Source organism: Streptomyces sp. NPDC097617, from assembly GCF_044761485.1.
Taxonomy (GTDB): Bacteria; Actinomycetota; Actinomycetes; order Streptomycetales; family Streptomycetaceae; genus Streptomyces.
Genome location: NZ_JBIWCL010000003.1, coordinates 379,612 through 405,996, shown reverse-complemented (window position 1 = coordinate 405,996; position 26,385 = coordinate 379,612). Strand labels below are relative to the sequence as shown.

Sequence of the window (26,385 nt, the reverse complement as noted above, 5' to 3'; positions counted from 1 at the left end):
CCGCCGTTCCCTCAGCCGGCCTTCTGGACCTTCTGGACCTTCTCCAGCTGCTTGTCGGCCACTTCCTGCGGCACCTGCGCCTTCTGCTGGGCCGCCGCCACATTGAGGGCCATCAGCCGCACGACGGTGTCGCCCTCGCGTACGACGACCAGGTGGACCTGCGCCGAGACGCCCTCGGCGGCCGCGGTCATGGTCCAGCTGACGCTCTCGTCGCCGCCCGTGCGGTAGTCGGCGGCCTTCACGTCGCGGTAGCTGCCGGTCTGCTTCTCGACCTTGGCGGAGAAGCCCGCACCGCAGGCGGCGACGGCGGACTTGAGCCTGGCGATCAGCGCCTTGGCGTCACTCGCGGAGTAGGAGCTGACGGAGGCGGACACGGCGAGCCCGACCTGCTTCTGGGAGCCGATGCCGCGGCTGACGGTCTCGCGCGCGGACGGGTCCGGCTTGTCGCCCATGATGTCGGCCAGCGGCTGGCAGGCCTTCCTGTCGGCCTGCGGCTGGCCGTCCGGGGCATTGGGGTTCTTGCCCTGGGCGGAGACCTGGTAGCCGGTCAGGTCGCCCTGTGCCAGCGCGGACCGCTCCAGAGCGCTGCCAGGGGCCTTCGGCGCGGACGATCCGGTCGCCGCGGCGGACGGCGCCGGGGCTCCGGGCGCACCGGGGCTGCTGCCCGCGGAGCCCTTCGGATCGGGGGCCTTGCCCGTCGCGGGGGTGTCGGTGCTGCTGCACCCCACGGCGGCGAACAGCAGGGCGGGGACCAGCGCGACCATCGTCGCTCGTGCCTTCATGCGCATGACCGAGAACCTCATACCCAAAGCGTCGGCGGGCAGTTGGTGGCGATCGTGGCACACGGTGCGGCGGGACACATACCCGATCGAAGGGGCATCCACCCACCGCACACGTGTACGCATCGCGGCGGGGCCGGTCTCAGCTGCCGAGGCCGTTCAGGCTGTTGGTGAGCGGGGTCAGCACGCCGGTGACCTGAGAGGTGGGGTCGCTCGGCTGGCCCTCCGGGCTCACGTGCTGCTGGCTGGTGGCGCCCTGGAGCATGCCCGTGGCGGAGCCCAGGGCGTCGGTCAGGCCGACCGCCGGAACGGCGGCGGAAGCGGTACCCGCGGCGACGGCGGCGAAGGCGGCACCGAGAACGACGGTACCGAGGGTCTTGGCAGCTGACTGCTTCATGAAAAGTTGTCCTTGCGACGGGGAAATGAGCGGCTCTGCAAACTAGTCACTTCAAACCCCCGCCCGCAAACATCCTTAAATACGAGAAAGCGCCCGGGAATTCCCCTTCCCGGGCGCGTCCCTTACGTCACGCCATGACCTAGGCCGAGACAGAACCACTGGTAGAGGCGGTCTGCCGGAACAGCCACTCCGACTTCAGCTCCGCGTAACCGGGCTTGATCACTTCATTGATCATGGCCAGTCGTTCATCGAAAGGAATGAACGCGGACTTCATCGCATTGACGGTGAACCACTGCATGTCGTCGAGGGTGTAGCCGAAGGTGTCGACCAGGTGCTCGAACTCGCGGCTCATGCTGGTGCCGCTCATCAGGCGGTTGTCCGTGTTGACCGTGAGCCTGAAGTGCAGCTTGCGCAGCAGACCGATCGGGTGCTCCGCGTACGAGGCGGCCGCGGCGGTCTGCAGGTTCGAGGTCGGGCACATCTCCAGGGGGATGCGCTTGTCCCGGACGTACGAGGCCAGGCGGCCCAGGGTCACGGAACCGTCCTCGGCGACCTCGATGTCGTCGATGATCTTCACGCCGTGACCGAGGCGGTCGGCGCCGCACCACTGCAGGGCCTGCCAGATCGACGGCAGGCCGAAGGCCTCGCCGGCGTGGATGGTGAAGTGGTTGTTCTCGCGCTTGAGGTACTCGAAGGCGTCGAGGTGGCGGGTGGGAGGGAACCCGGCCTCGGCGCCGGCGATGTCGAAGCCGACCACGCCGTTGTCGCGGTAGCGGTTCGCCAGTTCGGCGATCTCCAGCGCGCGGGCGGCGTGGCGCATCGCGGTCAGCAGGGCGCCGACGCGGATGCGGTGGCCGTTGGCCTTCGCGCGGCGCTCGCCCTCGCGGAAGCCGTCGTTCACGACCTCGACGACCTCTTCGAGGCTCAGGCCGGCTTCCAGGTGCTGCTCGGGCGCGTAGCGGATCTCGGCGTACACGACGCCGTCCTCGGCCAGGTCCTCGGCGCACTCGGCGGCGACCCGGAAGAGGGCGGCCTTCGTCTGCATGACCGCGCAGGTGTGCGCGAAGGTCTCCAGGTAGCGCGGGAGGGAGCCGGAGTCGGCGGCTTCGCGGAACCAGATGCCGAGCTTGTCGGCATCGGTCTCGGGGAGGTTCTCGTAGCCGACCTCGCGGGCCAGCTCGATGATGGTCCCGGGGCGCAGTCCACCGTCGAGGTGATCGTGCAGCAGCACCTTCGGGGAACGACGGATCTGATCCGCGGTCGGCAGGTTGGGGGTCTCGCTCGTCATCTTGGCACTCTAACTCCTACGCGCGTAGAGCGGCATGCCGACGGCAGGCGTCGATATGTAACAGAGACCGCGCGGACGGATGGCGTACACCCGAAGGTCTGAGACTGTTCCGCCATGGCATTGCATGCGCCGCCGGCGCGCGGGGCCCGCCTGGGGCGGGCGGCCGGCGCGAGAACCGGCTCGAGTTCGACGGAAAATGCGGTCAACGGGGTGGTGCTCCTGCTGCCGGGGGCGTCCAGACTCTCCCCCGGTCCCATGCGTCCGCTCGCGCGGGCGCTGGCCCGGGCCGGCGGGGCGGAGGGGCTGGTCACGCACCCCGTGATCCACGGCGGGGGATCCGCCCGGGAGGAGCAGGCACGGTGGGCGGCGGACGAGGTGGTGCGGCGGTACGGGGACGTACCGGTGTGCCTGGCCGGCTACGACGCCGGGGGCCTGGCCGCGCTGCGGGCGGCGGGCCACGGGGCCGTCAACTCGGTTGTGGCGATCGCCCCTTGCTCGGTGCCGGAGACCGGAGCGGACTCCGGCTCCCCTGAACCGGTGAAACAGCTGTCGGGACGGCAGGTGCTGATCGTGCACGGCACCGACGACGCGCGCAACGACCCGGAGACCTCCTTCCGGCTGGCGGTGCGCGCGAAGAAGACCAACCGGTCGACGTGCCGCTTCGAGGTGCACTCGGACGGGCACGGATTGCGCGAGCACCAGTCGGAAGTGGTGGCGCTGGCGGTGGACTTCGTCCTGGGCGCGGTGTTCTCGGGCCGGTACTCGCGGCCGGTGACGGACGCCCTGGCCGCGCCGCCGCCGCTGGGTCTGCGAATGCCGCTGGCCTCGGGCTTCGGGAGATCGCCGAGGAGGTGAGCCGCGAGCCCGGCGCGCGTACCGTGAGGAGTGGACTCGGGGTGTCCTGCCGCTATCGGAGGCGACCGGCCATGGGTGGATTGGTCCACAGGAACTTCGACGAGCCCGATGAGACGCGCCCCTTCGAGGCCGGGACGGGCAGGCTGGACCTGTTCAACGCCGAGGGCGGGGCGGTGGGACGCGCGGTCTTCGAGCCGGGCTGGCGCTGGACGCTGCACATCAAGCCGCTGGCGGGCACGGACAGCTGCCAATCCGCGCACACCGGGTACGTCGTGAGCGGCCGGATGAAGCTGGTCATGGACGACGGGGAGAGCGCGGACCTCGGTCCGGGCGAGTTCGTCCGGATCCCGCCCGGTCACGACGCCTGGGTCCTGGGCGACGAGCCGTGCGTCGTGCTCGACTGGACCGGCTACAGCGACTACGCGAAGCCGGACGCCGGCTGACCCGGCCGACCGGGCCGACGCGGCTGACGCGGCCCGGCTGACGGCGGCCCGGCCTCCCGCTCTTTCGGGGATCGCGCCGGTCCTTCGGTACCCGCCGCTCCGCCCCCTCACGGTCGGATGGCGCCGTCGGACCGGGCGCGACCACCGCGGCCGGCCGCGGGCACAGCAGGACACGGCCCCCGTCCTCGCCTGGGTGTCGCTGTGCACACCGCGCTTCCCCCTCGCGCCGCGCTGCCCACTGTGCCCCTTCGGAATATGCCGATGATGTCCCTCGATGCGTCGTCTTGCCGCCTTGCGGAAACACGAGGGGTTTATAAATCCGCATAACTAGGGACGCATACGCATATGCCTGCCGAGGAATCCGGGGCGGCCGGGGCCGCCCGGGTCGCCGGAGAACTGAGCCCCGCCGCCCGGCGCCTGTACGCGTACGCCGTCGAGCGGCACGCCTTCGACGCGTGCGAGGCCACCGGCGCCCTGGGCGTGCGCGCGGCCGCCGCCATCACCGAGCTGGCCGCGGCGCACCTGCTCCAGCGGGCCCCGGGCGACGACCCGGACCGCTGGAGCGCGGTGGCCCCGCGGGCGGCGGCGGCCCGGGCCCTGGCCCCGCTGGCCCTGCTCGTACGGGAGACCCACGACGAGATGGACCGGCTGCGGGGGCGGCTGGAGGCGCTGATGCCCGCGTACGAGGCGGGCACCGTGCACCGGGACCTGAGCGGGTCGGGCCGACTGGAGCTGGTCACGGACCTCGGCGCGGTACGGGGGCTGATCACGGAACTGGTCGCGGCGTGCGAGCGGGAGCTGCTGACCTCGCAGCCCGGCGGGGGCCGCCCGCTGGAGACGCTGGAGGAGTCGATCGGGCGGGACGAGTCGCTGCTGACGCGCGGGGTCTCGATGCGGACGATCTACCAGCACACGGCACGCTACTCCCGGCCCACGGCGGCCTACGTCGAGCGGGTGACGGCGCTGGGGGCGCGGGTGCGGACCCTGGGCGACGGGCTGATGCGGATGCTGATCTTCGACGACCACACGGGGCTGATGGCGGTGCCGGACCGCAGCGGGGCGGCGCTGGTGGTGCGGGAGCCGAGCGTCGTGCACTTCATGACGGCGGCCTTCGAGCGGTCCTGGGTCGGCGCCGAGCCCTTCCCCGCCTCGGTGAGCCCGGAGGCGGCCCGGTCGATCTCGGACGAGCTGCGGCAGACGATCGTCCGGCTGCTGTCGGAGGGGCTGGAGGACAAGGTGATCGCGCGCCGCCTGGGCATGTCGGAGCGGACGTGTCAGCGGCACATCGCCGAGATCATGCGCGCGGTGGGCGCCAAGTCCCGCTTCCAGGCGGGCCACTTGCTGGCGACCTCACCGCCGCCGCCCGACTGACCCGCCGGGCCGCATCCAGCCTCGCCGCGGGCGCCCTGCGGCCCGCGGGGCAACTCCGGCCTCGCCGGCGCGGCTGGGCGTCGGCTCGGTGAGCCCGGAAGATGGGCGGGACTCCCGCGGGGCGGGATAGCGATCCGGTGGCGGCCTGCCGCTTTCATGGGCGATATGGGGTTAAATCCCTTAGTGCATGACGGTCTGTCATGACATGCCCTTCCAGTCCTGGTGAAAGGGGCTCCGTTGCCGGCCGATCAACGTTCCCGTACGGACAAGGTGGTCTTCGGGGTCACCGCGGGCCTGACCCTCGCCTTCGTGCTGTGGGGCGCCGTGGCAACGGACTCACTGGAGAGCGTGTCGAGCAGCCTGCTCGAAGGGCTCATCCACAACTGCGGCTGGGCCTTCATGCTCGCCGCCAGCGGCTTCGTCGTCTTCGCCCTCTGGCTGGCGATCAGCCGCTACGGCCGGATCCGCCTCGGCCGTGAGGACGAGGTCCCGGAGTTCCGTACCGTCTCCTGGGTCGCCATGATGTTCAGCGCCGGCATGGGCATCGGGCTCATGTTCTATGGCGTGAGCGAGCCCCTGGCGCACTACGGGACTCCTCCGCCCGGCACGCACCCGGTCGATTCCGCCGAGCGGATGCAGACCGCGATGGCCACGACCCTGTTCCACTGGACGCTCCACCCGTGGGCGATCTACGCGGTCGTCGGGCTCGCCATCGCCTACAGCACGTTCCGCCGCAACCGCCGCCAGACGATCAGTGCCGTGTTCGAGCCGCTGATCGGCGCCCGGCACGCCCACGGCGGGGTCGGCCGGGTCATCGACATCGTGGCGATCTTCGCCACCCTCTTCGGCTCCGCGGCCTCACTCGGCCTCGGGGCCCTCCAGATCGGCAGCGGGTTCCGTCAGCTGGGGTGGATGGACACGGTCAGCACCACGCTCCTCGTGGGCGTCATCGCCGTCCTGACCGTCGCCTTCGTGGCCTCCGCGGTCTCGGGCGTGGAGCGGGGCATCCAGTGGCTGTCGAACATCAACATGGTGCTCGCCCTCGTGCTCGTCCTCTTCGTGTTCATCGCCGGGCCGACCATCATCGTGCTCGACCTCCTGCCCACGTCCCTGGGTGCCTACCTCGGCGACCTCCCCCAGCTCATCGGCCGTACCGAGGCCACCGGCGCCGGCGAGGTCGCCGACTGGCTGGGCAGCTGGACGGTCTTCTACTGGGCCTGGTGGATCTCCTGGACCCCCTTCGTCGGCATGTTCATCGCCCGGATCAGCCGCGGCCGCACCATCCGGCAGTTCATCGGCGGCGTCATCCTCGTACCGAGCACGGTCAGCCTGCTGTGGTTCTGCGTCTTCGGCGGCACGGCCATGAAGCTCCAGGAGCGCGGCGACCTCCCCAAGGCGAGCACCCCCGAGGGACAGCTCTTCGGGCTGCTCCAGCAGTTCCCCGCCGCCACCGCCATGAGCCTGCTGGTCATGGTCCTCGTCGCGATCTTCTTCGTCTCCGGCGCGGACGCCGCCTCCATCGTGATGGCCACGCTCTCGCAGAAGGGCATCCTCGAACCGTCCCGGCTGGTGGTCGTCTTCTGGGGAGTGCTGACCGGCGCCGTCGCGGCCATCATGCTGCTCATCGGCAACGGCGAGGGCGACGCGCTCGCCGGACTGCAGAACCTGACGATCCTCGTGGCGGCCCCGTTCACCCTGGTCATGATCGGGATGTGCGTGGCACTCATGCGCGACCTGCGCCAGGACCCGCTCATCATCCAGGGGGAACAGGGCGAGGAGGCCGTGGCGGTGGCCGTGGCCGCGGGCCACGAGGAGTACGGCGGCGACTTCGAGATCCGCATCGGCCCCTCCGGCAACCCGGAACCGGACCCGGATCTGGACCGGGACCGGGACCGGGAGCCGACGAAGTAGCCCTCCGCCCCCTTGCCACCCGACGGCCGGTCACCCGGCGGGCGGGTCCAGTTCGGGGATGAGTCGGCCGCGGCGGGAGAGGAGGAAGCGCTTGAACTCCGCCACCGGTGGGGTGTCGGGGTGGCCGTCGAGCCAGGCGAGGCCGATCTCGCGGACGGCGCGCGGGGCGGTCACCGTCAGTTCGACCACGCCGGGGCGGGCCACGGCCGGGGGCGGCAGGAGGGCCACGCCGAGACCGGCGGCGACCAGGCCGCGCAGGGTTTCCGCCTCCTCGCCCTCGAAGGCGATCCTCGGAGTGAACCCGGCCTCCGCGCACAGGTCGTCGGTGATGCGGCGCATGCCGTAGCCGGGCTCAAGGGTGACGAAGGTTTCCTCGGCGGCCTCGGCGAGGCGGATGCGCTTGCGGGTGGCGAGCCGGTGGTCGTCCGGGACCACCAGCCGCAGCCGTTGTTCGTCCAGGCGCCGGGCGACCAGGTCGGGGGCGTCCGGCAGCGGGGAGGTCAGGCACAGGTCGAGTTCGCCGGCCCGGAGCTTCTCCAGCATGGCCTCGCCGTAGTTCTGGACGAGGGAGAACCGGATCCGCGGGTGGTCGGCGCGGAAGGCGCGGATGAGGCCGGGTACGGTCTCGGAGCCCAGGGTGTGCAGGAACCCGAAGGCCACCTTGCCGGCCGTCGGATCGGCGTCCTGCTGTACGGATTCGGCGGCGCGGCCGATCTCCGTCAGGGCCTGCTCGGCCGAAGCCAGGAAGGTACGGCCGGCCGTGGTGAGGGCGACCGTACGGCCCTTGCGGGCGAACAGCGTGACGCCGAGGTCCTGTTCGAGCCGGACCATGGCCCGGGACAGGGTGGACTGGGGGACGCCCAGCTCGTGGGCGGCGCGGGTGACGTGCTCGTGGCGGGCGACCGCGACGAAATAGGCCAGCCGCGGGGCCAGCAAAGTTGTCACGGCCATGTCTTCTACGTAACGGTTCATCGACATCCACGCCCCTGAACTGGGTTGATGCAGCAGTGGATCGATTATCGCAATTCTGTGCATTGGACGCATGAAAAAGTCGGGCCTACCGTCGAAGCATGCCTCCCGTTCATACCGGGGCACCCGTCATCCCGGGTGCCTCCACCTCGTCGTCCCCCGCACCGCAGCCCCTCTCCCCCGGCCGCCCCGGCTACCGCCGGATGAGCCTCGCGCTCTTCGCCGCCGGACTCGCGACCTTCGCCCTCCTCTACTCCACCCAGGCGCTGTTGCCCGCGATCTCCGCCGGCCTCGGGGTGAGCGCGGGGCAGGCCAGCTGGACGGTGTCCGCGGCCACCGGCGCACTCGCGCTGTTCGTCCTCCCGCTGAGCGCGCTGTCCGAGCGGTTCGGCCGCACCCGGATGATGACCTGCTCGATGGTGATCGCCGTCGGTGTGGGCCTGCTGGTGCCGTTCGCGCCCAACGTGGAGTGGCTGGTGGCGCTGCGCGCCGTGCAGGGTGCGGCGATCGCCGGGGTCCCGGCCTCGGCGATGGCGTACCTGGCGGAAGAGGTCAGGCCCAAGGCCCTGGTGGCCGCGATCGGGCTGTTCGTGGCGGGGAACTCCATCGGCGGGATGAGCGGCCGGCTCGTCACCGGCTGGGCCGCGCAGCTGTGGGGCTGGCGGGCGGGCCTGCTGGCCGTCGCCCTGATGTCGCTGGCGTGCGCGGTGGCCTTCCTGGTGCTGCTGCCCCGGGCGCGGTTCTTCCGACCCGCTTCGCTGAACCCGCGCGCGGTGGGGCGTACCGTCGCCGGTCATCTGCGCGATCCGCTGCTGCTGCGGCTGTACGGGATCGGCGCGCTGTTCATGACGGTCTTCGGCGCGGTCTACACCGTGATCGGCTACCGGCTGGTGGACGAGCCCTTCTCGCTCGGGCAGGGCGTGATCGGGTCGATCTTCCTGATCTACCTGGTCGGTACGGTCTCCTCCGCCGCCGCCGGCAAGCTGGTGGCCCGCACGGGTCGGCGCGGCGCGCTGTACCTGGCGGTGACCACCACGGCCCTGGGGCTGCTGCTGTCGTTGTCCGACTCGCTGCCGGCGATCGTGCTCGGGCTGGTGCTGATCACCGCGGGCTTCTTCGCGGGGCACGCGGTGGCCTCCGCCGCGGTGAGCCGGACGGCGAAGACGGGCCGGGCGCAGGCCTCCGCGCTCTACCAGTCGGCGTACTACCTCGGCTCCAGCGCGGGCGGCACCCTGGGCGCCCTCGCCTACCACTCGGCGGGCTGGGCGGCCACGGTCGGCATCGCGCTGCTGGCGGTGCTCGGCGTCGTGTCGATCACCCTGTACGGGTCGCACGCGGCGCGCGCGGAGCGGCGCATGCCGGCGTCGGCCGTGGGCGCGCGCTGACGAAATCTACGCTCCCTGTACGAGCAACCTCTGCTTGTTTTCCGGGCATTCGATACGGAGAACGATGATGTGCGAGCAGGGGAGGACCGGATGGGTACGAGGACCGGGGCACGGATCGGAGCACGGATCGGAGCACGGGCGGCGGTGCTGGGCGGCGCGGCCGCACTGGCACTGCCGCTGGTGGTCGCGGGCGGCGGTGCGGCGCAGGCCGCCGCCTCCTGCAACCTCACGACGGGACCCCATCAGCGGCAGGTCGAGCAGTTCCTCGGCCGGCCGGTGGACGGGAAGCAGTCGGCGGCCGACTGCACGGCGATCCGGTCCTTCCAGGCGAGCCACGGGATCACCCCGACCCAGGGCTACGCGGGACCGCTGACCTGGCAGACGATGAATACGATGCTGGCCCAGCGGGCGGCCGGCAGCACTCCGAACAGGGCGGGCGACTGTCCGGTGAACCGCGGGCGGATCGCCTGCGTGGACCTGACGCGGCAGTTGAGCTGGATCCAGGACGGCGCCACCCTGGCGTACGGGCCCGCCCCGGTCCGCACCGGCAAAGCCGGCACGGAGACCCGGACCGGCCCGAAGAAGATCTACCTGCGCAGCATCGACCACTGGTCGACGCTCTACAACGTCTCGATGCCGTACGCGCAGTTCTTCGACGGCGGCATCGCCTTCCACTCCACCACCAAGAGCATGTGGAACCCGCCCGGTTCGGGCGGCTGCGTGAACATGCGGTCCGCCGACGCCAAGGCGTACTGGAACCTGCTCGGGAAGGGTGAGGACGTCTACGTGTACGGCCGCAAGCCCGGTACCTAGGGCGCGGTGGCTGCGGGCGCGGCGGGCGCGGGTGCGGGCCCGGTGACGCCCATGCGGTCCAACCGCCGGAGGCTGGCACGGCGTTGGACGAGGGACAGCCCCGCCACCCCCGCCCCGAGGGCCAGCCAGCCCGCCGGGCCGGCCGCCATCACCGCGCCGGTGAGCAGCAGCGGACCCGCGGACTTCTGGACGGACTGGGCCATGCCGGCCACCCCGAGGTAGGAGGCGCGCGCCTGCCGCGGAGCGAGGGAGACGGCCAGTTCCCAGGAGCTCACCGAACGCATCAGCTCGGCCGCGGTGGCCAGCACGGCCGCGGCGAGCAGGGCCGCCGATGCGGCCCGGGCGCCGCCGCTCGGTGCGGTGGCGAGGAAGGCGCAGCAGGCGAGCGTCATCAGGCCGTACAGGGCGACCGCACCCGCTGCCCGGCGGGCGTCGGGGACCCGCGCGGTCACCCGCAGCTGGAGGGCGACGACGAGCACGGTGTTGATGACCAGGAAGGCCGGGATCAGGGCGTGCGGGGCGGCGGTGTGGCCGACCAGCCACAGTGGCAGGCCCACGCCGAGGATCGAGTCGTCCAGGTTCATCGGGATGTCGAGCAGGACGAATCGCAGGTAGCCGCGGTCGCGCCAGGGGCCCGGCGCGACCGTCGCGGCGGCCGTCCCCGGTTCCACTTCCCCGGACCGTGCGGCGGCGGACACCCGCCCGTGGCCGCTCGGCTCCCGGGTGCGCCACACCAGGGCGGCGGCCGCGAGGAACGACAGCGCGTTGGCGAGGATCAGCACGTGGTAGGCGCCCCGGGTGCCGATGGCGAGTCCGATGGCGGCGAGGCCCGCGCCGAGGGCGTAGCCGGCGTTCGCCGAGCTGCGCGACAGCGCCTGGTAGGTGGCGCGCCGCTCGCCCGCGACCCGGGTGGCGAAGAGCATCTCCAGCGTCTTGGCCGCCCGGTCTCCCAGGTGGGTGACGGCGAACAGGAGCAGCAGGGCGCGAAAGTCGGTGACCACCAGCAGGACGCACAGGGCCCCGAGGCGGATCAGGTGGCAGCCGATCAGCAGGGTGCGCACCCGGAAGCGGTCGGCGAGGTGGCCCGCCAGGGGCGATCCGGCGATGCCCGCCACCCCGGCCGCGCCGAGCAGCAGGCCGAGCTGTCCGGCGTCGAGTCCGACGACGAAGGTGAAGTACAGGACGGAGGACGCGGCCCACACGCCGGTGCCCGCGCGGTCCAGCGCCTGGGTGAGCAGCATGATCCGCGCGTCACGGCCGCCGGGCGGCCGGCGCAGTTGCGCCAGCAGTCCCGGTTCCCCCCGTCGTGCCTTCCGGATCTCCCCGCCGCGCCGCATCCCAGTCCCCGTTTCGACCGCGTCCACCCGCCCATGTATCTCGACGTCGAGATACATGGAGAAGCCTGCCGCACATCAATCTTGACGTCAAGAAACTTGACGACGACATAAATGGCCCTGCAGACGCTCCCAGGGCGCTTCCGGCTGCCGTTGTCAGACCCCTCCGGTAGGTTCCGAAGTAGCGGAACCACCAGGGGGACGGACGGACATGAGCGATCTCGCGACCACCGAAATGGACCTCGACACGGCCATGGACCGGTACCGGGTCGAGCTCACCGGCTACTGCTACCGGATGCTCGGCTCCTCCTTCGACGCCGAGGACGCGGTGCAGGACACGTACGTCCGCGCCTGGCGCAGCTACGAAAAATTCGAGGGGCGCTCCTCGCTGCGGTCGTGGCTCTACCGGATCGCCACCAACGTCTGCCTCGACCTGCTGAACGCCGGGAACAAGCGGGCCCGCCCGATGGACCTCACCGCCCCGCAGCACCAGGCCTCCGCCGTGCTCAATGAGCGCCCCGAGGTGACCTGGCTGGAGCCCGTCCCGGACGGCCGGGTACTGCCGCAGACCGCCGACCCGGCGGAGATGGCGCTGGCGAAGGAGTCCGTCCGACTGGCCTTCGTCGCGGCGCTCCAGCACCTGCCCGCAAAGCAGCGTGCGGTGCTCATCCTGCGCGAGGTGCTGGCCTGGAAGGCCGACGAGGTGGCCCGGCTCCTGGAGACCACGACGGCCTCGGTGAACAGCGCCCTCCAGCGTGCGCGGGCCACCCTGGCCGGGCAGTCGCTGCGCGACAGCGACCCGGCGGATCCGCTGGACGCCGACCAGGCGAAGCTGCTGGAGCGGTACCTGTCCGCCTTCGAGGCCTACGACATCTCGCGGCTCACCTCCCTCCTGCACGAGGACGCGGTGCTGTCGATGCCGCCGTTCGACCTGTGGCTGCGGGGCCACGAGGACATCGCGGCCTGGCACCTGAACCAGGGCATCGGCTGCAAGGGCTCCCGGCTGATCCCGACGACGGCGAACGGCATGCCGGCCTTCGGCCAGTACCGGCCGCGCGAGGACGGGCGGCCGGGCCACACCCCGTGGGCGCTCCAGGTCCTGGAGATCTCAGACGGTAAGATCGTCGGGCTCAACGCCTTCCTGGACACCGCCCGGTGGTTCCCGCTGTTCGGCCTCCCCGAGCAGCTCGACGAGACCTACGAGGCCCAGTAGGGCCCGGAGCGCCGGCGCGGCCCCCGTCACCCGCAGGCGCCGCCCCCCGGCGGTCAGCCGCAGCCGGGCCAGCACCTCGACGGCGCCCAGCCCCGGCGCGATGACGGCCCGCGCGTCGCACTCCACCGCGCGCGCCCCGTTCTCGTACAGCCGGGCCAGGCACGCGCACAGCCGCGCCGCGTCGTGGACGGTCGGCGCGGGTCCGGGCAGCACGAGTCGTTGGATCTCCACGAGAGGGTGACTCTGCCGTCCGCCGGAAGTCATCGGCGGGCGCGCACAATGGCGCGATGCCCCGCCGCACGCGCCCGCGTACGGGGACCCGGTGCCCTGCGCCCGCGCGGCCTCGCGCCGTCCGGTGCGGGGTCATGGTGTGCTCCTCAATCGGTTCGTCACCGATCCCAGCACGACGAACGGGACCGGTGGGCGTCCACCGGTCCCGTTCACCCGAAAGGGAAGCCGCAGGTCAGGCGATGCGGTCCAGGACGATCGGCGTGGCGGAGAAGGCCGTGCCCGCCGGGGCGATGTCGTACGTGCCCGCCAGGGAGGCGAGGGCGTAGTCGAACTTCTCCGGGGTGTCCGTGTGCAGGGTCATCAGCGGCTGGCCCGCCGTGACCGTGTCACCCGGCTTCGCGTGGAGCTCGACGCCCGCGCCCGCCTGCACCGGGTCCTCCTTGCGCGCGCGCCCGGCGCCCAGGCGCCATGCGGCGACGCCGACCCCGTACGCGTCCAGGCGGGTCAGGACGCCCGACTCCGGAGCGGTGACCACGTGCTGCTCACGGGCCACCGGAAGGGTCGCGTCCGGGTCGCCGCCCTGGGCCGCGATCATCCGGCGCCAGTGGTCCATCGCGGAGCCGTCGGCCAGGGCCTTCGCCGGGTCGGCGTCCTTGATGCCCGCGGCGTCCAGCATCTCCTTGGCCAGCGCGATGGTCAGCTCGACCACGTCGGCGGGGCCGCCGCCGGCCAGCACCTCCACCGACTCGCGGACCTCCAGCGCGTTTCCGGCGGTCAGGCCCAGCGGCGTCGACATGTCGGTGAGGAGCGCGACGGTCTTGACGCCCGAGTCGGTGCCGAGGCCGACCATGGTGCGCGCCAGCTCGCGGGCGTCCTCGATGTTCTTCATGAAGGCGCCGCTGCCGACCTTGACGTCCAGGACGAGCGAGCCCGTGCCCTCGGCGATCTTCTTCGACATGATCGAGGAGGCGATCAGCGGGATGGCCTCGACCGTGCCGGTGACGTCGCGCAGGGCGTACAGCTTCTTGTCGGCCGGGGCCAGGCCGTCGCCCGCCGCGCAGATGACCGCGCCGGTGGTGTCCAGGACGTGCAGCATCTCCTCGTTGGAGAGCAGCGCACGCCAGCCGGGGATGGACTCCAGCTTGTCGAGGGTGCCACCGGTGTGGCCGAGACCGCGGCCGGACAGCTGCGGCACGGCCGCGCCGCACGCGGCGACGAGCGGGGCGAGCGGGAGGGTGATCTTGTCGCCGACGCCGCCCGTGGAGTGCTTGTCCGCGGTCGGGCGGGAGAGGGAGTCGAAGTTCATGCGCTCACCGGAGGCGATCATCGCCGCGGTCCAGCGGGCGATCTCGGTCCGGTTCATGCCGTTGAGCAGGATGGCCATCGCCAGCGCCGACATCTGCTCGTCGGCCACGGCACCACGGGTGTACGCGTCGATGACCCAGTCGATCTGCTCGGGGCTCAGCTCACCGCGGTCCCGCTTGGTCCGGATGACGGAGATGACGTCCATGAGGTGCTTCCTTCTACGCGCATAGAGAGGGGGAGGAGAGGGGTTCGGGCAACGGAAGAGCGACGGCCCTCCGCCCCGGCAGGGGCGAAGGGCCGTCGGCACGGCTATCTCAGGTGGTCGGGCCCGAAGGCCTGCGGCAGCATCGCCGCCAGCGGGAGGACCCCGTCCGGGGTCTCCACCAGCAGCTCGTCGCCGCCGAATTCGTACAGCAGCTGGCGACAGCGGCCGCACGGGACGAGGATCTCGCCCTTGCCGTCCACGCACGTGAAGTGCGTGAGGCGGCCGCCGCCGGTGGCGTGGAGGGAGGAGACCAGCCCGCACTCGGCGCACAGGCCCAGCCCGTAGCTGGCGTTCTCGACGTTGCAGCCGGTGACGACGCGGCCGTCGTCCACCAGGGCGGCGACCCCGACCGGGAAGCCCGAGTACGGGGCGTACGCCCGGGTCATCGCGTCCCGGGCGGCCGTCCGCAGGGCTTCCCAGTCCACCGCCTGGTCGGAGGTCACTTGCCCTGACCCTTGCGGTACGGCATACCGTCCGCCTTGGGCATCCGCAGGCGCTGCGCCGACAGGGCGAGCACGAGCAGCGTGGTCACGTACGGGGCGGCGTCCACGAACTGGCTGGGCACCGAGTCCGTCAGCGCGTACCAGAGGAACAGCAGCACGGCGAAGGCCGCGGAGATGCCGGCCTGGAGGTACTTCTTCTTGTAGAGCTGCCAGGCGCAGACCAGGAACAGCACGATCGCGATCAGCAGCAGCATCGCGTGGACGTTCGTGGCGCCACCGCGCAGCTTGAGGCTGTCGATGAAGCCGAACAGGCCGGCACCCAGGGCCATGCCGCCCGGCATCCAGTTACCGAAGATCATCGCGGCGAGACCGATGTAGCCGCGGCCGCCGGTCTGGCCCTCCTGGTAGATGGGGCTGGCGACGATCGACAGGAACGCGCCGCCGAGACCCGCGAGGCCACCGGAGACGATCACGGCGATGTACTTGTACTTGTAGACGTTGACGCCCAGCGACTCGGCGGCGATGGGGTTCTCACCGCAGGAGCGCAGCCGCAGACCGAAGGTGGTCCGCCACAGCACCCACCAGGTGGCCGGGATCAGCAGCAGGGCGACGACGGTCAGCAGCGACAGCTCGGTGACCAGACCACCGATGACACCGGCGACGTCCGAGACGAAGAACCAGTGCTTGCCCTGGAGGTCGGCCATCCAGTCGGACAACCCTGGGACTGTGATCTTGTAGATCGGCTCCACCTGCGGCGACTGCTTGGAGGAGCCGCCCGGCGCCTCGGCGAAGGTGAAGTTCGACAGGTACTGGGTGAAGCCCAGCGCCAGGATGTTGACGGCCACACCGGAAACGATGTGGTTGACGTTGAAGGTGATCGTGATGATCGCGTGCAGCAGGCCGCCGATGGCGCCGCCGATGATGCCGGCGGCGACGCCGGTCCAGGGGCCCCACTGGTAGCCGGCCCAGGCGCCGAACCAGGTGCCGAGGATCATCATGCCCTCGAGGCCGATGTTGACGACGCCCGCGCGCTCGGCCCACAGACCGCCGAGTCCGGCGAGGCCGATCGGCACGGCGAGCGAGAGGGCACCGGAGACCTGGCCGATGGAGGTCAGGTCGTTGGCCCCGGAGATCAGGCGGACCATCGAGATCAGCGCGAGGCCACCCGCGATGATCAGCATGATCCAAGGCAGGGTGAGCTTCTTGCGGCCGCCGGTGGCGGGTGCCGCTTTCTTCGTGGAAACGGTGCTGGCGCTCACGCCGCGACCTCCTTCTCGGTCTTCATGGCGTGGCCCGCGGCCAGTTCCTCGCCGACCTTCTGCTGCTGGCGCCGGATGCCGTAACGACGGACGAGCTCGTAGGAGACGACGACCGCGATCACGATCAGGCCCTTCATGATCGTGCCGATCTCCTTGGCGTAGCCGGCCGAGTCGAGGCCACCGGACGCCTTGTCGATGAAGGCCATCAGGAGCGCGGCGAAGAGCATGCCGACCGGGTTGTTGCGGCCGAGCAGGGCGATCGTGATGCCGGTGAAGCCGACACCCACGGGGAAGACGAGGGTGTAAGTGTGGCTCTCGCCGAGCAGCACCGGCATGCCGGACAGGCCGGCGACGGCCCCCGAGATGAGCATCGCGGTGATGATCATCTTCTTGGAGTCGACGCCCGAGGCCTGGGCGGCCGACTCGCTGGCACCGGTGGCGCGCAGGTCGAAGCCGAAGCGGGTGCGGTTGAGCGCGAACCAGTAGACGACGCCGAGGGCGAAGGCCACGAAGGTGAAGCCGTAGATCTCGCCCGGCTCGCCGAGGGAGAGGGCCGGGAACCAGCCGGACCGGGCGATCTCGCCCGTGGTCAGGTCGTTGGAGCCCTCCACCTGGACGCCGAGGTTCTTCGGCAGGAGCAGCCAGGCGATGAGGCTCGTCGCGATGGCGTTGAGCATGATCGTCGAGACGACCTCGCTGACGCCGCGCTTGGCCTTCAGGACGCCCGCGATGCCGGCCCAGAAGGCACCGGTCGCCATCGCGACGAGCACGATCAGCAGGATGTGCAGCGGGCCGGGCAGGGCGATGGCGCCGCCGACCACGGCGGAGATCATCGCGGCGAGACGGTACTGGCCGTCGACGCCGATGTTGAAGAGGTTCATCCGGAAGCCGATGGCGACGGCCAGGGCTGCCAGGTAGTACGTGCCCGTCTGGTTGACGATGAGGACCTGGACGTCCTCGTACATACCGTGGTCGACCATGATGCGCAGCGGCTCGATCGGGTCGATGCCCGAGGCCCCCAGCACGATCATGGTCAGCAGGAACGCGCTGACCAGCGCGAGGACGGGCCCGGCGAAGCCGAGGATCAGCCGGTCCTTGTCGAATTTCTTCATCGGGCCTCGTCCTCCGTCGTGTCACCGTCGGCAGCGGCGGAGTGGTTGTCGGTTGATTCCAGGCGCCCGGAAGCGGCGCCCGTCATGGCGGTGCCGAGCTCCTCGGGGGTGATGGTCGCCGGGTCGGCGTCCGCGACCAGCCGGCCGCGGTAGATCACCCGCAGGGTGTCGGACAGGCCGATGAGCTCGTCCAGGTCCGCGGAGATCAGCAGGACGGCCAGGCCGTCGCGGCGGGCCTCGCGGATCGCGTCCCAGATCTGCGCCTGCGCGCCGACGTCCACACCACGCGTGGGGTGGGCGGCGATCAGGAACTTCGGGTTGTGGCTCATCTCGCGGCCGACGATCAGCTTCTGCTGGTTGCCGCCGGAGAGCGAGGCCGCGGTGACCTCGATGCCGGGCGTGCGGACGTCGTACTCGCGCACGATCCGCTCGGTGTCCTTGCGGGCCGCCTTCAGGTCGAGGATGCCCCGCTTGGAGTTGGGCGCCTCGGTGACGTGGCCGAGGATCCGGTTCTCCCACAGCGAGGACTCGAGCAGCAGGCCGTGGCGGTGACGGTCCTCGGGGATGTACCCGATCCCGCCCTCGCGGCGCTTGCGCACCGACATCTTGGTGATGTCCGTGCCGTCCAGGGTGATGACGCCCGCGTCGGGGGCCATCATGCCCATGAGGGCCTCGATCAGCTCCGTCTGGCCGTTGCCCTCGACACCGGCGATACCGAGGATCTCGCCCTTGTGGATGGTCAGGCTGATGTCGTCCAGCAGGAGGCGGCCGGCCGCGACGTGCTCCAGGGTGGCGGATTCCGCGGCGGGCGCGGGTACCAGAACCTCCGGCTCGGCGACGACCGCGTCGCCGGCGGCGACGGTCAGGCCCGTCACCTGGAGCATCGCAACGTCCGTCACGGTCGACTCACGGGTCTCCGGCGAGGGCAGTTCCGCACCGACCATCAGCTCGGCGAGCTGCTTGGGGGTGGCGGTCTTCGGGTCGGCGGTGCCGACCGTGGTGCCGCGCCGGATGACGGTGATGTCGTCCGCGACCTTCAGCACCTCGCCCAGCTTGTGCGAGATGAAGATGACGGTCAGGCCCTCGGCCTTGAGCTCGCGCAGGTTGTCGAAGAGTGCGTCCACCTCCTGCGGCACGAGCACTGCGGTCGGCTCGTCGAGGATGAGGATCTTCGCGCCGCGGTAGAGGACCTTGAGGATCTCCACGCGCTGCCGGTCGGCGACACCGAGGTCCTCGACCAGGGCGTCGGGGCGCACGCCGAGGCCGTACGCGTCCGAGATCTCCTTGATCTTCTTACGGGCCTTGGCACCGATGCCGTACAGCTTCTCGCCGCCGAGAACCACGTTCTCCAGGACGGTGAGGTTGTCGGCGAGCATGAAGTGCTGGTGCACCATGCCGATGCCGCGGACGATGGCCTCGCCGGGACTGCTGAACGAGACCTGCTCCCCGTCGATGGCGATGGTGCCCTCGTCCGGCTTCTGCATGCCGTAGAGGATCTTCATCAGGGTCGACTTGCCGGCGCCGTTCTCGCCGATCAAGGCATGGACCGTGCCCTTGCGGACGGTGATCGCGATGTCCTTGTTGGCGACGACGCCGGGGAAGCGCTTGGTGATGCCGTGCAGTTCTACGGCGGGGGGCGGGCTGGACGCGTTGATGACGCACTCTCCTTGGCGCGGAAGGAGCGGAAGGCAGGGGGGGGGGACAGGGCGGGGAGAGAAAGTATCGCGTCCACGATGCTTCTACGCGCGTAGCACTGTCGGAAGTGAAAACTTGCGGCCAGGCAGGCCGCCTGGTCACAGACTAATGATCACAGAACGTGGCTCGGGGCCCGGGAGCGATGATGACCGCTTCCCGGACCCCGGAGACCAGGACTACATGTCAGGAACGGCCTTACGGCGCGGTCTTGACGGTGATCTTCTTGGCGATGATGTCGGCCTTGGCCTTCTCCACCGCTGCGGTGACCTCGGCCATCTCCTTGTACTTCGGGTTGGAGTCGGCCAGGCCGACGCCGTCCTTGTCCAGGCCGTAGCGGATCTCACCGATGGTGGGCTTGCCGTCCTCGACCGACTTGATCAGGTTGAAGACGGAGTCCGCGACGTCCTTCGTGACCGAGGTCAGGATGGAGTCCTTGTACTTCGCCAGGCCCGCCTGGTTGTACTGGTCGGAGTCGACACCGATGGCCCACTTGCCCTTGGCCGAGGCGGCCTCGATGGCACCGGAACCGGCGAGACCGGCGGCGGCGTAGACCACGTCGGCGCCCGCGTCGATCTGGCCCTGCGCGGCGGCCTTGCCGAGGTCGGGCTTGGCGAAACCGTCGAAGTTCGGCGGCTGCGTCAGGTACTGGGAGAGCACCTTGGCGTTCGCGTTGGTGTCCTTGACGCCCTGGGTGAAGCCCGCCTCGAACTTCTTGATCAGCGGAACCTCGACACCGCCGATGAAGCCGACCGTGCCGGTCTTGGACGCCTTGGCGGCGGCGACGCCGGCCAGGTAGGAGCCCTGCTCCTCGTTGAAGACGAGGTTGGCGATGTTCTCGCCGGTGACCGAGGTGTCGTCGATGATGCCGAACGTGGTGTTCGGGAACTTCGGCGCGACCTTCTTGATGGCCGGGGCGTAGGCGAAGCCGACACCGATGACCGGGTTGTTGCCCTTGCGGGCAAGCTCGGTGAGGCGCTGGACCTTGTCGGCCTCACCCTCACCGTCGGTGGGCTCCGCCTCGGCGCCCTTGATCTTCAGATCGGTTTCGGCCTTCTTCAGGCCGGCGTAGGCGGCATCGTTGAACGACTGGTCGCCGCGGCCACCGATGTCGTACGCGATGGCTGCGGACTTCTGACCCGACTCCGAGGGGGAGGCGGACGCGTCCGACGACTTCTTTCCGCCACAGGCGGTGGCCGAGAGGGCCAGCGCCGCGGACGCGATGCCCACGGTGGCGATCCTGGTGATCCGGCGCAAGGGGAGGCTCCTTCAAAACCTGACCGAAGCGCCACGACCGGCGCTGGTTTCGCGGCGATCGTAACGCGCGTAGATGTCAGTTAAAGGCCCGTTCATGAGTCGTTATCGGATCGTCGCGAACCGGACAGTGACCGATTGGTAACTCCTTACGTGTCCGGCCCTTGTGCACCAAGGGCCGGACACGCCCGCGGGGAGACCCGCGGATGTTGTAAGGAGTTCCGCACGATGGTGGACAGGGGTTCACCCGGCGGCTACCGGCCGGCCACCGCGCGACGCCCGTCGATCAGTGCCGCGGCCGTGAAGAACTCCACGCCGACCGCGATCGCGGACTCGTCCACATCGAAGTCGCCCCGGTGCAGGTCGTGCTTGGCGGTGTCGCCGGGCGTACGGACCCCCAGCCGGGCCATCGCGCCGGGGACGTGCTCCAGGTACCAGGAGAAGTCCTCCCCGCCCAGGCTCTGCTCGGTGTCCTCGACCGACTCCGCGCCGCAGCGGACCCCCATCGCCTCGCGCAGCAGTTCGGTGATCACCGGGTCGTTGACCACCGGGGGCACCCCGCGCACGTGGTTGATCTCGAACTTGGCCCCGTGCATGGTCGCGATCTCGTCGATCGCCGCGTGGATCATGTCGGGCGCCTCGTGCCAGGCGTTCAGGTCCAGGCAGCGCACGGTTCCGGACAGCTCGGCGTGCATCGGGATGACGTTGCAGGCGTGCCCGGCCTCGATCCGGCCCCAGGTGACCGCCATGCCCGAGCGGGCGTCCATCCGGCGGGCCAGCAGGGCCGGGGTGTCGACGGCCACCCGGGCGGCGGCCGTCACCAGGTCGGTGGTCAGGTGCGGGCGCGCGGTGTGCCCGCCGGAGCCGGAGAGGCTGACCTCCAGCCGGTCGCAGGCGGAGGTGATGGGGCCGGGCCGCAGCCCGATGCGCCCCGCGTCGACCCGGGGGTCGCAGTGCACGGCGACGATCCGGCCGACGCCGTCCAGGACCCCGGAGTCGATGGCATCGGTGGCCCCGCCGGGGAGCACCTCCTCGGCGGGCTGGAAGAGCAGCCGAACGGGGCGGGGCAGCAGCCCCTGCCGGTCGAGCTCGGCGAGGACCAGCCCGGCGCCGAGGACCACCGCGGTGTGCACGTCGTGGCCGCAGGCGTGGGCGCGGTCCGGGAAGGTCGACCGGTACGGGACGTGCGTCTTGGCGTCCGGGATGGGCAGGGCGTCGATGTCCGCGCGCAGGGCCAGCATCGGCCGGCCCCCGTCCCAGGTGCCCACGTCACAGATCAGGCCCGTGCCGGACTTCAGCACCCGTGGTCGCAGGCCGGCTTTCTCCAACCGGGCCTTGATCGCCGCGGTGGTACGGAATTCCTGGTGTCCGAGCTCCGGGTGCATGTGCAAGTCCCGGCGGAAGGCGATCAGTTCGGTACGCAGGTGGTCCGGAAGCTTGCCGGGCAGCTCGGGCCGGTCGGACGCGGCGGGCTGGGCGGTCTGGGACTCGCGGGACATCAACTGGTTCACCCGTTGAAGGGTAGGCCCACGGACGGGTCAACTGGCCGGGGATCACGAAAAGTTCATGCCGTTAGGGGAAAGAAACCCGACCTCTGGACGCATGACCGTATGCGCCCGGGGGTAAACTCGCGCGCTCATCCGGCCGTGGGAGCCGCCTGGGCAGGCAGTCTGCGCACATCGCGGGCGGTGTCCGTGACCCCGGCGAGGAAGCTGCGGGCGCGCGGGGAGGCGGCCCCGGTGAGCCACGCCGGGTCCACATCGCATACGGCCACGGTGACCCCGGTACCGGTCAGGGCGTACGGCAGCGTGTGGACGACCGTGGACGGGAAGCTGACGATCGTCCGGCCGACCGGACCGCGCCGGGCGATCAGCTCCAGCGGCAGGTCCGGGCGGACGATCTCCAGCCCCGTCGCCCGGCTCAGCGCGCGCAGCTTCTCCGGGGACTCGCTGCGGTGCGCGAAGTAGCGGGCGGCGCCGTGCTCCAGGGTCAGGGCGCGCACCGCGTCCAGATAGCGGTCCGGGTCCACCACTCCGGTCTCCACCAGCGAGGTGCCGACCAGGTCGGTGCCCTTGGTCAGCCGGGGCGGGCCGAACCGGGCGCGGGTCCAGGCGAAGTCGTTGATCCGCAGCGTCATCCCGCCATGGGCGGTGACGGGCATCGAGGTGAACACCTCGACGCGGTGGCCGGGGCGACCGGCCGGGGTGAAGCGGCGGCGCGCGGTGGCCGAGACGGGTGCGTACACCAGCTCGCGGACCCGGCCGGGCAGTCCGCCGCCGCCGACCCGGTGCCACCGTACGAGGCGTTCGCCGCGGGCGGTCTGGGCCATGAACTCCATGGTCGCGGTGCCGTCGTCGACCACCACCAGTTCCTCTGCGCGCACGAGGGTGAGCAGCAGCTGGACGTAGCGCGAGAAGGGGTCGCCGACGACGACCGTGCGCGCGGCGCGTACGTCGCGCGCCAGCTCGGCCAGTGCCTTCAGCGGCGCGAACCGGCTGCCGCGGGCCTCCTGCCACCGCACCTCGTGCCCCTCGTCCCGGGCCAGCGCCGCCACCCGGCGCAGCTGGCCGCGGGACATCGGGTCGGTGGGCGGCAGGACGACGATCCGCAGGCAGGACGCGGCGCCCGCCGGCCGGGGGGCGGGACCGGTGCCGGCCGCGCCGTCGGCGCGGCGCCCCCGCTGGCGCGGGACGCCGCCGAGCTGCGGCTGCGCTCCGGCGTGCGCGTACGCCCACTCCAGCACGTTCAGGAGTTGGACCGGACTCTCGACGAACGCCAGGGTGGAGGCGGAGGGGGCGGAGGGGGTCACCACGTGCTCCTTGTCGGGGGGCGGAACTCGTACGCGCCGGACCGGGAGGTCAGACGGCTGCCAGCTCGCCCTGCACGCGGCGGAGCTTCTTCATCGGGCCGAGCTCGGACTCGTAGACCCGCTTGATGCCGTCGCCGAGGGCGGTCTCGATGGTGCGGATGTCGCGGACCAGGCGGGTCAGGCCGCCGGGCTCGACGGAGGCGGCCTGGTCGGAGCCCCACATCGCGCGGTCGAGGGTGATGTGGCGCTCGACGAAGGTGGCGCCGAGGGCGACGGCGGCGAGGGTGGTCTGCAGACCCGTCTCGTGGCCCGAGTAGCCGATCGGAACGTTCGGGTACTCCTCGCGGAGGGTGTTGATCACGCGCAGGTTGAGCTCCTCGGCCTTGGCCGGGTACGTCGAAGTGGCGTGACAGAGCAGGATGTTGGCGCTGCCGAGCACCTCCACCGCGTGGCGGATCTGGTGCGGGGTGGACATGCCGGTGGACAGCACGACGGTGCGGCCGGTGGCGCGCAGGGCGCGCAGCAGCTCGTCGTCCGTGAGGGAGGCGGAGGCCACCTTGTGGGCGGGGACGTCGAACTTCTCCAGGAAGGCGACGGCCTCGGTGTCCCACGGGGAGGCGAACCAGTCGATGCCGCGCTTGGCGCAGTGGTCGTCGATGGCGCGGTACTCGTCCTCGCCGAACTCGACCTTGTGGCGGTAGTCGATGTAGGTCATCCGGCCCCAGGGGGTGTCGCGTTCGATGTCCCACTGGTCGCGCGGGGTGCAGATCTCGGGGGTGCGCTTCTGGAACTTCACGGCGTCGCAGCCCGCTTCGGCGGCGGCGTCGATGAGGGCGAAGGCGTTGCCGAGGTCGCCGTTGTGGTTGATGCCGATCTCGCCGACGACGTAGACGGGGCGACCGGGGCCCGCGGTGCGGGAGCCGAGGGTACGCAGGCGGGGGTCGGGCGTGGAGGTCATGGCAGGGGGTGTCCTTCGGTGCGGGGATGTGCGGGGTACGGGCCGTGCGTCGAGGTGCGAGGAGGGCGGGGCGTCGGGGTCCGGGGCGGGTGGTGCGGGGTGTGCCCCGGGACGCGGGTCGAGCAGGGGTGCGAGCAGGCGGGCGCGGGCCAGGTCGTGCGGGTCGTCGATCTCCAGGACCCGCGCGGGATCGGTGGCGACGGGAAGGGTGCGGCCGAAGAACCGGTGCCGGGCGGTGCGGAAGCCCGCGGCGTCCATGGCGTAGGCGGCGCCCGTCTCCAGCAGGTCCTGCGGCCGGTCCTGGCGCCGGGGGCGGTACGCCGCGTCGTGGTTGACCCCGGTCCCGGAGCCGTCGGCCCCGTCCCGCCAGAGGAAGCCGTGGAAGGGGGCCACGGTCAGGGCCGAGTCGGCCGCCCCGGAGGCGACCGCCACGGCGACCGACTCGACGTCGGAGGTGGCGAGGAAGGGGCTGGTGCACTGGACGAGGAGGACCACGTCCACGGCGAGGGAGTGCAGTTCCTCGAAGGCGGCGAGCGCGTGCAGCACGGCCGCCTCGCTGCTCGCGGTGTCCCCGGAGATCGCGGTGGGCCGGGCGATCACGTCGGCTCCGGCGGCGCGGGCCGCGGCGGCGATCGCCGCGGAGTCGGTGGAGACGACCACGTCGGTGACGGTCGGCGCGGAACGGCAGGCCAGGACGGCGCGGGCGACGAGCGGGGTGCCGGCGACCTCGGCGAGGTTCTTGCCGGGGACCCCCTTGGAGCCGCCGCGGGCCGGGATGACGGCGAGGACCCTCACAGCTCCCCCAGCCTGCGGATCACCGGGGCCACGCGCTGCACCCCGTGCCGGTAGGCCCCGCGGGCGGCCTCGCGCAGGTGGGCGCGCAGCCGTCGGCGCAGCCGGGACTCCCCCGCCGCCGGGCGCACCGCGCCGGGCAGCGGGGTGCCGTCGGGCGCGAGGTGGTGCCGGGCGAGGATCCCGGGGAGGTATCCGGGGGCGGTGGTGCGCGTGTAGTACGGGGCGGGCGCGGGCAGTCGGGTCGCGGCGACCAGTGCGGCGACCTTGGCCCGGGCCACGGCATAGGCATAGGCGTCGGCACCGGCTGCCGGGCCGGCGCCCTGCGCGGCCGGTCCACCCTGCGCGGGCAGTCCGTCCTGTACAGCCGGTCCGCCCTGCGCCGGCAGGACGCCCTGCGCCGCCAGCCAGACCGGGTCCCCCTCGGGGAGGAGTCCGGAGTCGATCTGGTCCCAGGAGGCCAGGCAGCCGGAGCCCAGGAAGTGGTGGTTGCCGAGCGCCTCGCGGATGCCGAGGTCGGTGAGGACCGCCGTCGGGATGGAGCGGTGCAGGGACTCCAGGGCGGCCGTGGAGGAGACGGTGACCAGCAGGTCGGTGCCGTCCAGGACCTCGCCCATGTTTCCGTACACCAGCCGGCAGTTGGCGGGCAGTCCGCCCGGGATCCGCTCGGCGAGCCGCTGGTACGGCTGCTCCTCCAGGTGCGTGGTGTGCTCCCCGGGCCGGCTGCGCAGTTTGATCAGCACCTCCCGCCCGGGGTGCAGCCGGGCGTGTCCGGCGGCGCGCTCCAGCAGGTAGGCGCGGTCGGCGCGGCTGTCGGGTACGGAGGGCTGGACGGCGAAGACCACCGTGTGGGCCCGGCTCCCGGCCGGCTCGTACGGCGCCCCGCCCAGGAAGGGCAGCGCGGTCTCGGTGACGGCGGAGGCGTCCGCGCCGACGCCCTCGTACACGGCGCGGAAGCGCTCGGCGTCGTGGCGGGAGTTGGCGAGGACGAGGTCGGCGCCGTGCCGCAGCAGCAGCCCGTCGGCGAGCTTCTCGTATACGACACCGACGTATCCGGTGACGAGTACGGGGCGCCGGGCCGGGTCGGGCCACAGGGCGCGGGCCCCGTGCAGGACGGCCTGGACGGCCCCGCCGACGAGCGCGAGGACGACCACGTCGTAGCGCTCGCGTTCGATCTCGGCGAGGAACTCGGCGCAGGTCACCTCGGACAGCCGGTCGGCCCGTACCCCCACCTCACCGAGCTGGCGCGCGGTGGGCGTGGCACGGCCGCGCAGCAGGAATCCGGTGAGCTGGTGGTCGGGCACGAGACGGCGGGCGGTGAGTGCGCCCCATTTCCATCGCGTATCGGAATCGGCGAGTACGGCGACGCGTTTGCGTTCTGGCACGCGGCAGAAGCTATTCCGCAAATTCGGTGATCGGCCCAACGAGCGCACAACAGCGGGTTAACAACGCGTCGACGAAATGCGAAAGCGCACGGGTTAACTCGACCGCCCCGCGCCGTTCACAT

Annotated in this window: 23 protein-coding genes and 1 pseudogene; 7 read left to right on the top strand and 17 right to left on the bottom strand. The window is 71.4% G+C overall.

All coding sequences use genetic code 11. The features are described 5' to 3' along the window. Nucleotides 1-11: 11 nt before the first annotated feature. The 3 genes from ACIQZO_RS08270 to ACIQZO_RS08260 form a co-directional block, all read right to left on the bottom strand. Nucleotides 12-803 carry a hypothetical protein gene (locus ACIQZO_RS08270; RefSeq protein WP_403621889.1) on the bottom strand — a complete coding sequence of 264 codons (792 nt, stop codon included), beginning with the start codon at nucleotides 801-803 and terminating at the stop codon, nucleotides 12-14. 118 nt (nucleotides 804-921) lie between these two features. Continuing rightward, a complete protein-coding gene (locus ACIQZO_RS08265) occupies nucleotides 922-1,176 on the bottom strand; it encodes a hypothetical protein (RefSeq protein ID WP_403621886.1) in 255 nt (84 codons plus the stop codon). Nucleotides 1,177-1,315: 139 nt separating this feature from the next. Next, nucleotides 1,316-2,464, bottom strand: coding sequence for an adenosine deaminase (locus tag ACIQZO_RS08260; RefSeq protein ID WP_403621880.1), 1,149 nt, complete (start codon nucleotides 2,462-2,464; stop codon nucleotides 1,316-1,318). Between the two features lie 114 nt (nucleotides 2,465-2,578). Between ACIQZO_RS08260 and ACIQZO_RS08255 the strand changes: the two genes are divergently transcribed. The 4 genes from ACIQZO_RS08255 to ACIQZO_RS08240 all read left to right on the top strand — a co-directional run bounded on the left by ACIQZO_RS08255 (nucleotide 2,579) and on the right by ACIQZO_RS08240 (nucleotide 7,044). Next, nucleotides 2,579-3,319, top strand: coding sequence for an alpha/beta hydrolase (locus tag ACIQZO_RS08255; RefSeq protein WP_403621877.1), 741 nt, complete (start codon nucleotides 2,579-2,581; stop codon nucleotides 3,317-3,319). Nucleotides 3,320-3,390: 71 nt separating this feature from the next. After that, entirely contained in the window at nucleotides 3,391-3,762 is a 372-nt protein-coding gene (locus tag ACIQZO_RS08250; RefSeq protein WP_403621874.1) for a cupin domain-containing protein, read from the top strand. 345 nt (nucleotides 3,763-4,107) lie between these two features. Beyond that, nucleotides 4,108-5,133, top strand: coding sequence for a LuxR C-terminal-related transcriptional regulator (locus ACIQZO_RS08245; RefSeq protein WP_403621871.1), 1,026 nt, complete (start codon nucleotides 4,108-4,110; stop codon nucleotides 5,131-5,133). Between the two features lie 237 nt (nucleotides 5,134-5,370). Next, the gene (locus ACIQZO_RS08240) at nucleotides 5,371-7,044 is read left to right on the top strand and encodes a BCCT family transporter (RefSeq protein WP_403621868.1); all 1,674 of its coding nucleotides are present in this window, start codon (nucleotides 5,371-5,373) and stop codon (nucleotides 7,042-7,044) included. A gap of 30 nt (nucleotides 7,045-7,074) precedes the next feature. Here the strand turns inward: ACIQZO_RS08240 and ACIQZO_RS08235 are convergent, their stop codons facing one another. Beyond that, nucleotides 7,075-8,052, bottom strand: coding sequence for a LysR family transcriptional regulator (locus tag ACIQZO_RS08235; protein WP_403622143.1), 978 nt, complete (start codon nucleotides 8,050-8,052; stop codon nucleotides 7,075-7,077). Between the two features lie 62 nt (nucleotides 8,053-8,114). On the opposite strand from ACIQZO_RS08235, the gene ACIQZO_RS08230 reads away from it, so the two are divergent. After that, on the top strand, nucleotides 8,115-9,398 hold the full coding sequence (locus ACIQZO_RS08230; RefSeq protein ID WP_403621865.1) for an MFS transporter: 1,284 nt from the start codon (nucleotides 8,115-8,117) through the stop codon (nucleotides 9,396-9,398). A gap of 90 nt (nucleotides 9,399-9,488) precedes the next feature. Further along, nucleotides 9,489-10,211: a L,D-transpeptidase family protein gene (locus ACIQZO_RS08225; RefSeq protein WP_403621862.1), complete on the top strand. Its 723-nt coding sequence runs from the start codon at nucleotides 9,489-9,491 to the stop codon at nucleotides 10,209-10,211. Here the strand turns inward: ACIQZO_RS08225 and ACIQZO_RS08220 are convergent. Then, nucleotides 10,208-11,605, bottom strand: coding sequence for an MFS transporter (locus tag ACIQZO_RS08220; RefSeq protein ID WP_403621859.1), 1,398 nt, complete (start codon nucleotides 11,603-11,605; stop codon nucleotides 10,208-10,210). The genes ACIQZO_RS08225 and ACIQZO_RS08220 overlap by 4 nt on opposite strands. Nucleotides 11,606-11,756: 151 nt before the next feature. Between ACIQZO_RS08220 and ACIQZO_RS08215 the strand changes: the two genes are divergently transcribed. Beyond that, nucleotides 11,757-12,758 carry a sigma-70 family RNA polymerase sigma factor gene (locus tag ACIQZO_RS08215; RefSeq protein WP_403621856.1) on the top strand — a complete coding sequence of 334 codons (1,002 nt, stop codon included), beginning with the start codon at nucleotides 11,757-11,759 and terminating at the stop codon, nucleotides 12,756-12,758. Here ACIQZO_RS08215 and ACIQZO_RS08210 read toward each other — a convergent pair. The 12 genes and pseudogenes from ACIQZO_RS08210 to ACIQZO_RS08155 all read right to left on the bottom strand — a co-directional run bounded on the left by ACIQZO_RS08210 (nucleotide 12,654) and on the right by ACIQZO_RS08155 (nucleotide 26,263). Then, nucleotides 12,654-12,989 carry an STAS domain-containing protein gene (locus ACIQZO_RS08210; protein ID WP_403621853.1) on the bottom strand — a complete coding sequence of 112 codons (336 nt, stop codon included), beginning with the start codon at nucleotides 12,987-12,989 and terminating at the stop codon, nucleotides 12,654-12,656. The genes ACIQZO_RS08215 and ACIQZO_RS08210 overlap by 105 nt on opposite strands. A gap of 232 nt (nucleotides 12,990-13,221) precedes the next feature. Then, the gene (locus tag ACIQZO_RS08205; protein WP_403621850.1) at nucleotides 13,222-14,499 is read right to left on the bottom strand and encodes a thymidine phosphorylase; all 1,278 of its coding nucleotides are present in this window, start codon (nucleotides 14,497-14,499) and stop codon (nucleotides 13,222-13,224) included. A 104-nt stretch (nucleotides 14,500-14,603) separates the two neighbouring features. Then, a complete protein-coding gene (locus ACIQZO_RS08200; RefSeq protein ID WP_403621847.1) occupies nucleotides 14,604-15,002 on the bottom strand; it encodes a cytidine deaminase in 399 nt (132 codons plus the stop codon). Beyond that, the gene (locus ACIQZO_RS08195; RefSeq protein ID WP_403621844.1) at nucleotides 14,999-16,261 is read right to left on the bottom strand and encodes an ABC transporter permease; all 1,263 of its coding nucleotides are present in this window, start codon (nucleotides 16,259-16,261) and stop codon (nucleotides 14,999-15,001) included. Before ACIQZO_RS08195 ends, ACIQZO_RS08200 begins: the two co-directional genes overlap by 4 nt. Further along, on the bottom strand, nucleotides 16,258-17,373 hold the full coding sequence (locus ACIQZO_RS08190; RefSeq protein WP_403621841.1) for an ABC transporter permease: 1,116 nt from the start codon (nucleotides 17,371-17,373) through the stop codon (nucleotides 16,258-16,260). Before ACIQZO_RS08190 ends, ACIQZO_RS08195 begins: the two co-directional genes overlap by 4 nt. Then, nucleotides 17,370-19,028 carry an ABC transporter ATP-binding protein gene (locus ACIQZO_RS08185; protein WP_403622140.1) on the bottom strand — a complete coding sequence of 553 codons (1,659 nt, stop codon included), beginning with the start codon at nucleotides 19,026-19,028 and terminating at the stop codon, nucleotides 17,370-17,372. Before ACIQZO_RS08185 ends, ACIQZO_RS08190 begins: the two co-directional genes overlap by 4 nt. A gap of 235 nt (nucleotides 19,029-19,263) precedes the next feature. After that, nucleotides 19,264-20,322, bottom strand: a complete 1,059-nt coding sequence (locus tag ACIQZO_RS08180) for a BMP family protein (RefSeq protein WP_403621838.1) — start codon at nucleotides 20,320-20,322, stop codon at nucleotides 19,264-19,266. A gap of 251 nt (nucleotides 20,323-20,573) precedes the next feature. Next, nucleotides 20,574-21,818 carry an amidohydrolase gene (locus tag ACIQZO_RS08175; protein WP_403622137.1) on the bottom strand — a complete coding sequence of 415 codons (1,245 nt, stop codon included), beginning with the start codon at nucleotides 21,816-21,818 and terminating at the stop codon, nucleotides 20,574-20,576. 137 nt (nucleotides 21,819-21,955) lie between these two features. Then, nucleotides 21,956-23,128, bottom strand: coding sequence for a hypothetical protein (locus ACIQZO_RS08170; RefSeq protein ID WP_403621835.1), 1,173 nt, complete (start codon nucleotides 23,126-23,128; stop codon nucleotides 21,956-21,958). A 49-nt stretch (nucleotides 23,129-23,177) separates the two neighbouring features. Beyond that, complete coding sequence (locus tag ACIQZO_RS08165; protein ID WP_403622134.1) at nucleotides 23,178-24,086, bottom strand: N-acetylneuraminate synthase family protein; 909 nt, start codon at nucleotides 24,084-24,086, stop codon at nucleotides 23,178-23,180. A gap of 429 nt (nucleotides 24,087-24,515) precedes the next feature. Next, nucleotides 24,516-24,881: pseudogene (locus tag ACIQZO_RS08160) on the bottom strand (cytidylyltransferase domain-containing protein); the annotation flags it as partial. Next, nucleotides 24,878-26,263 (bottom strand): DUF6716 putative glycosyltransferase, encoded by a 1,386-nt coding sequence (locus tag ACIQZO_RS08155; RefSeq protein WP_403621832.1) that lies wholly within the window; start codon nucleotides 26,261-26,263, stop codon nucleotides 24,878-24,880. The gene ACIQZO_RS08155 and the pseudogene ACIQZO_RS08160, both read right to left, overlap by 4 nt. Nucleotides 26,264-26,385 lie beyond the last annotated feature (122 nt).

Coding starts and splice junctions, on each gene's coding strand:
- ACIQZO_RS08270 (WP_403621889.1), bottom strand. CDS start 803: ATGAGGTTCTCGGTCATGCGCATGAAGGCACGAGCGACGATGGTCGCG.
- ACIQZO_RS08265 (WP_403621886.1), bottom strand. CDS start 1,176: ATGAAGCAGTCAGCTGCCAAGACCCTCGGTACCGTCGTTCTCGGTGCC.
- ACIQZO_RS08260 (WP_403621880.1), bottom strand. CDS start 2,464: ATGACGAGCGAGACCCCCAACCTGCCGACCGCGGATCAGATCCGTCGT.
- ACIQZO_RS08255 (WP_403621877.1), top strand. CDS start 2,579: ATGGCATTGCATGCGCCGCCGGCGCGCGGGGCCCGCCTGGGGCGGGCG.
- ACIQZO_RS08250 (WP_403621874.1), top strand. CDS start 3,391: ATGGGTGGATTGGTCCACAGGAACTTCGACGAGCCCGATGAGACGCGC.
- ACIQZO_RS08245 (WP_403621871.1), top strand. CDS start 4,108: ATGCCTGCCGAGGAATCCGGGGCGGCCGGGGCCGCCCGGGTCGCCGGA.
- ACIQZO_RS08230 (WP_403621865.1), top strand. CDS start 8,115: ATGCCTCCCGTTCATACCGGGGCACCCGTCATCCCGGGTGCCTCCACC.
- ACIQZO_RS08225 (WP_403621862.1), top strand. CDS start 9,489: ATGGGTACGAGGACCGGGGCACGGATCGGAGCACGGATCGGAGCACGG.
- ACIQZO_RS08220 (WP_403621859.1), bottom strand. CDS start 11,605: ATGTATCTCGACGTCGAGATACATGGGCGGGTGGACGCGGTCGAAACG.
- ACIQZO_RS08215 (WP_403621856.1), top strand. CDS start 11,757: ATGAGCGATCTCGCGACCACCGAAATGGACCTCGACACGGCCATGGAC.
- ACIQZO_RS08205 (WP_403621850.1), bottom strand. CDS start 14,499: ATGGACGTCATCTCCGTCATCCGGACCAAGCGGGACCGCGGTGAGCTG.
- ACIQZO_RS08190 (WP_403621841.1), bottom strand. CDS start 17,373: ATGAAGAAATTCGACAAGGACCGGCTGATCCTCGGCTTCGCCGGGCCC.
- ACIQZO_RS08175 (WP_403622137.1), bottom strand. CDS start 21,818: ATGTCCCGCGAGTCCCAGACCGCCCAGCCCGCCGCGTCCGACCGGCCC.
- ACIQZO_RS08165 (WP_403622134.1), bottom strand. CDS start 24,086: ATGACCTCCACGCCCGACCCCCGCCTGCGTACCCTCGGCTCCCGCACC.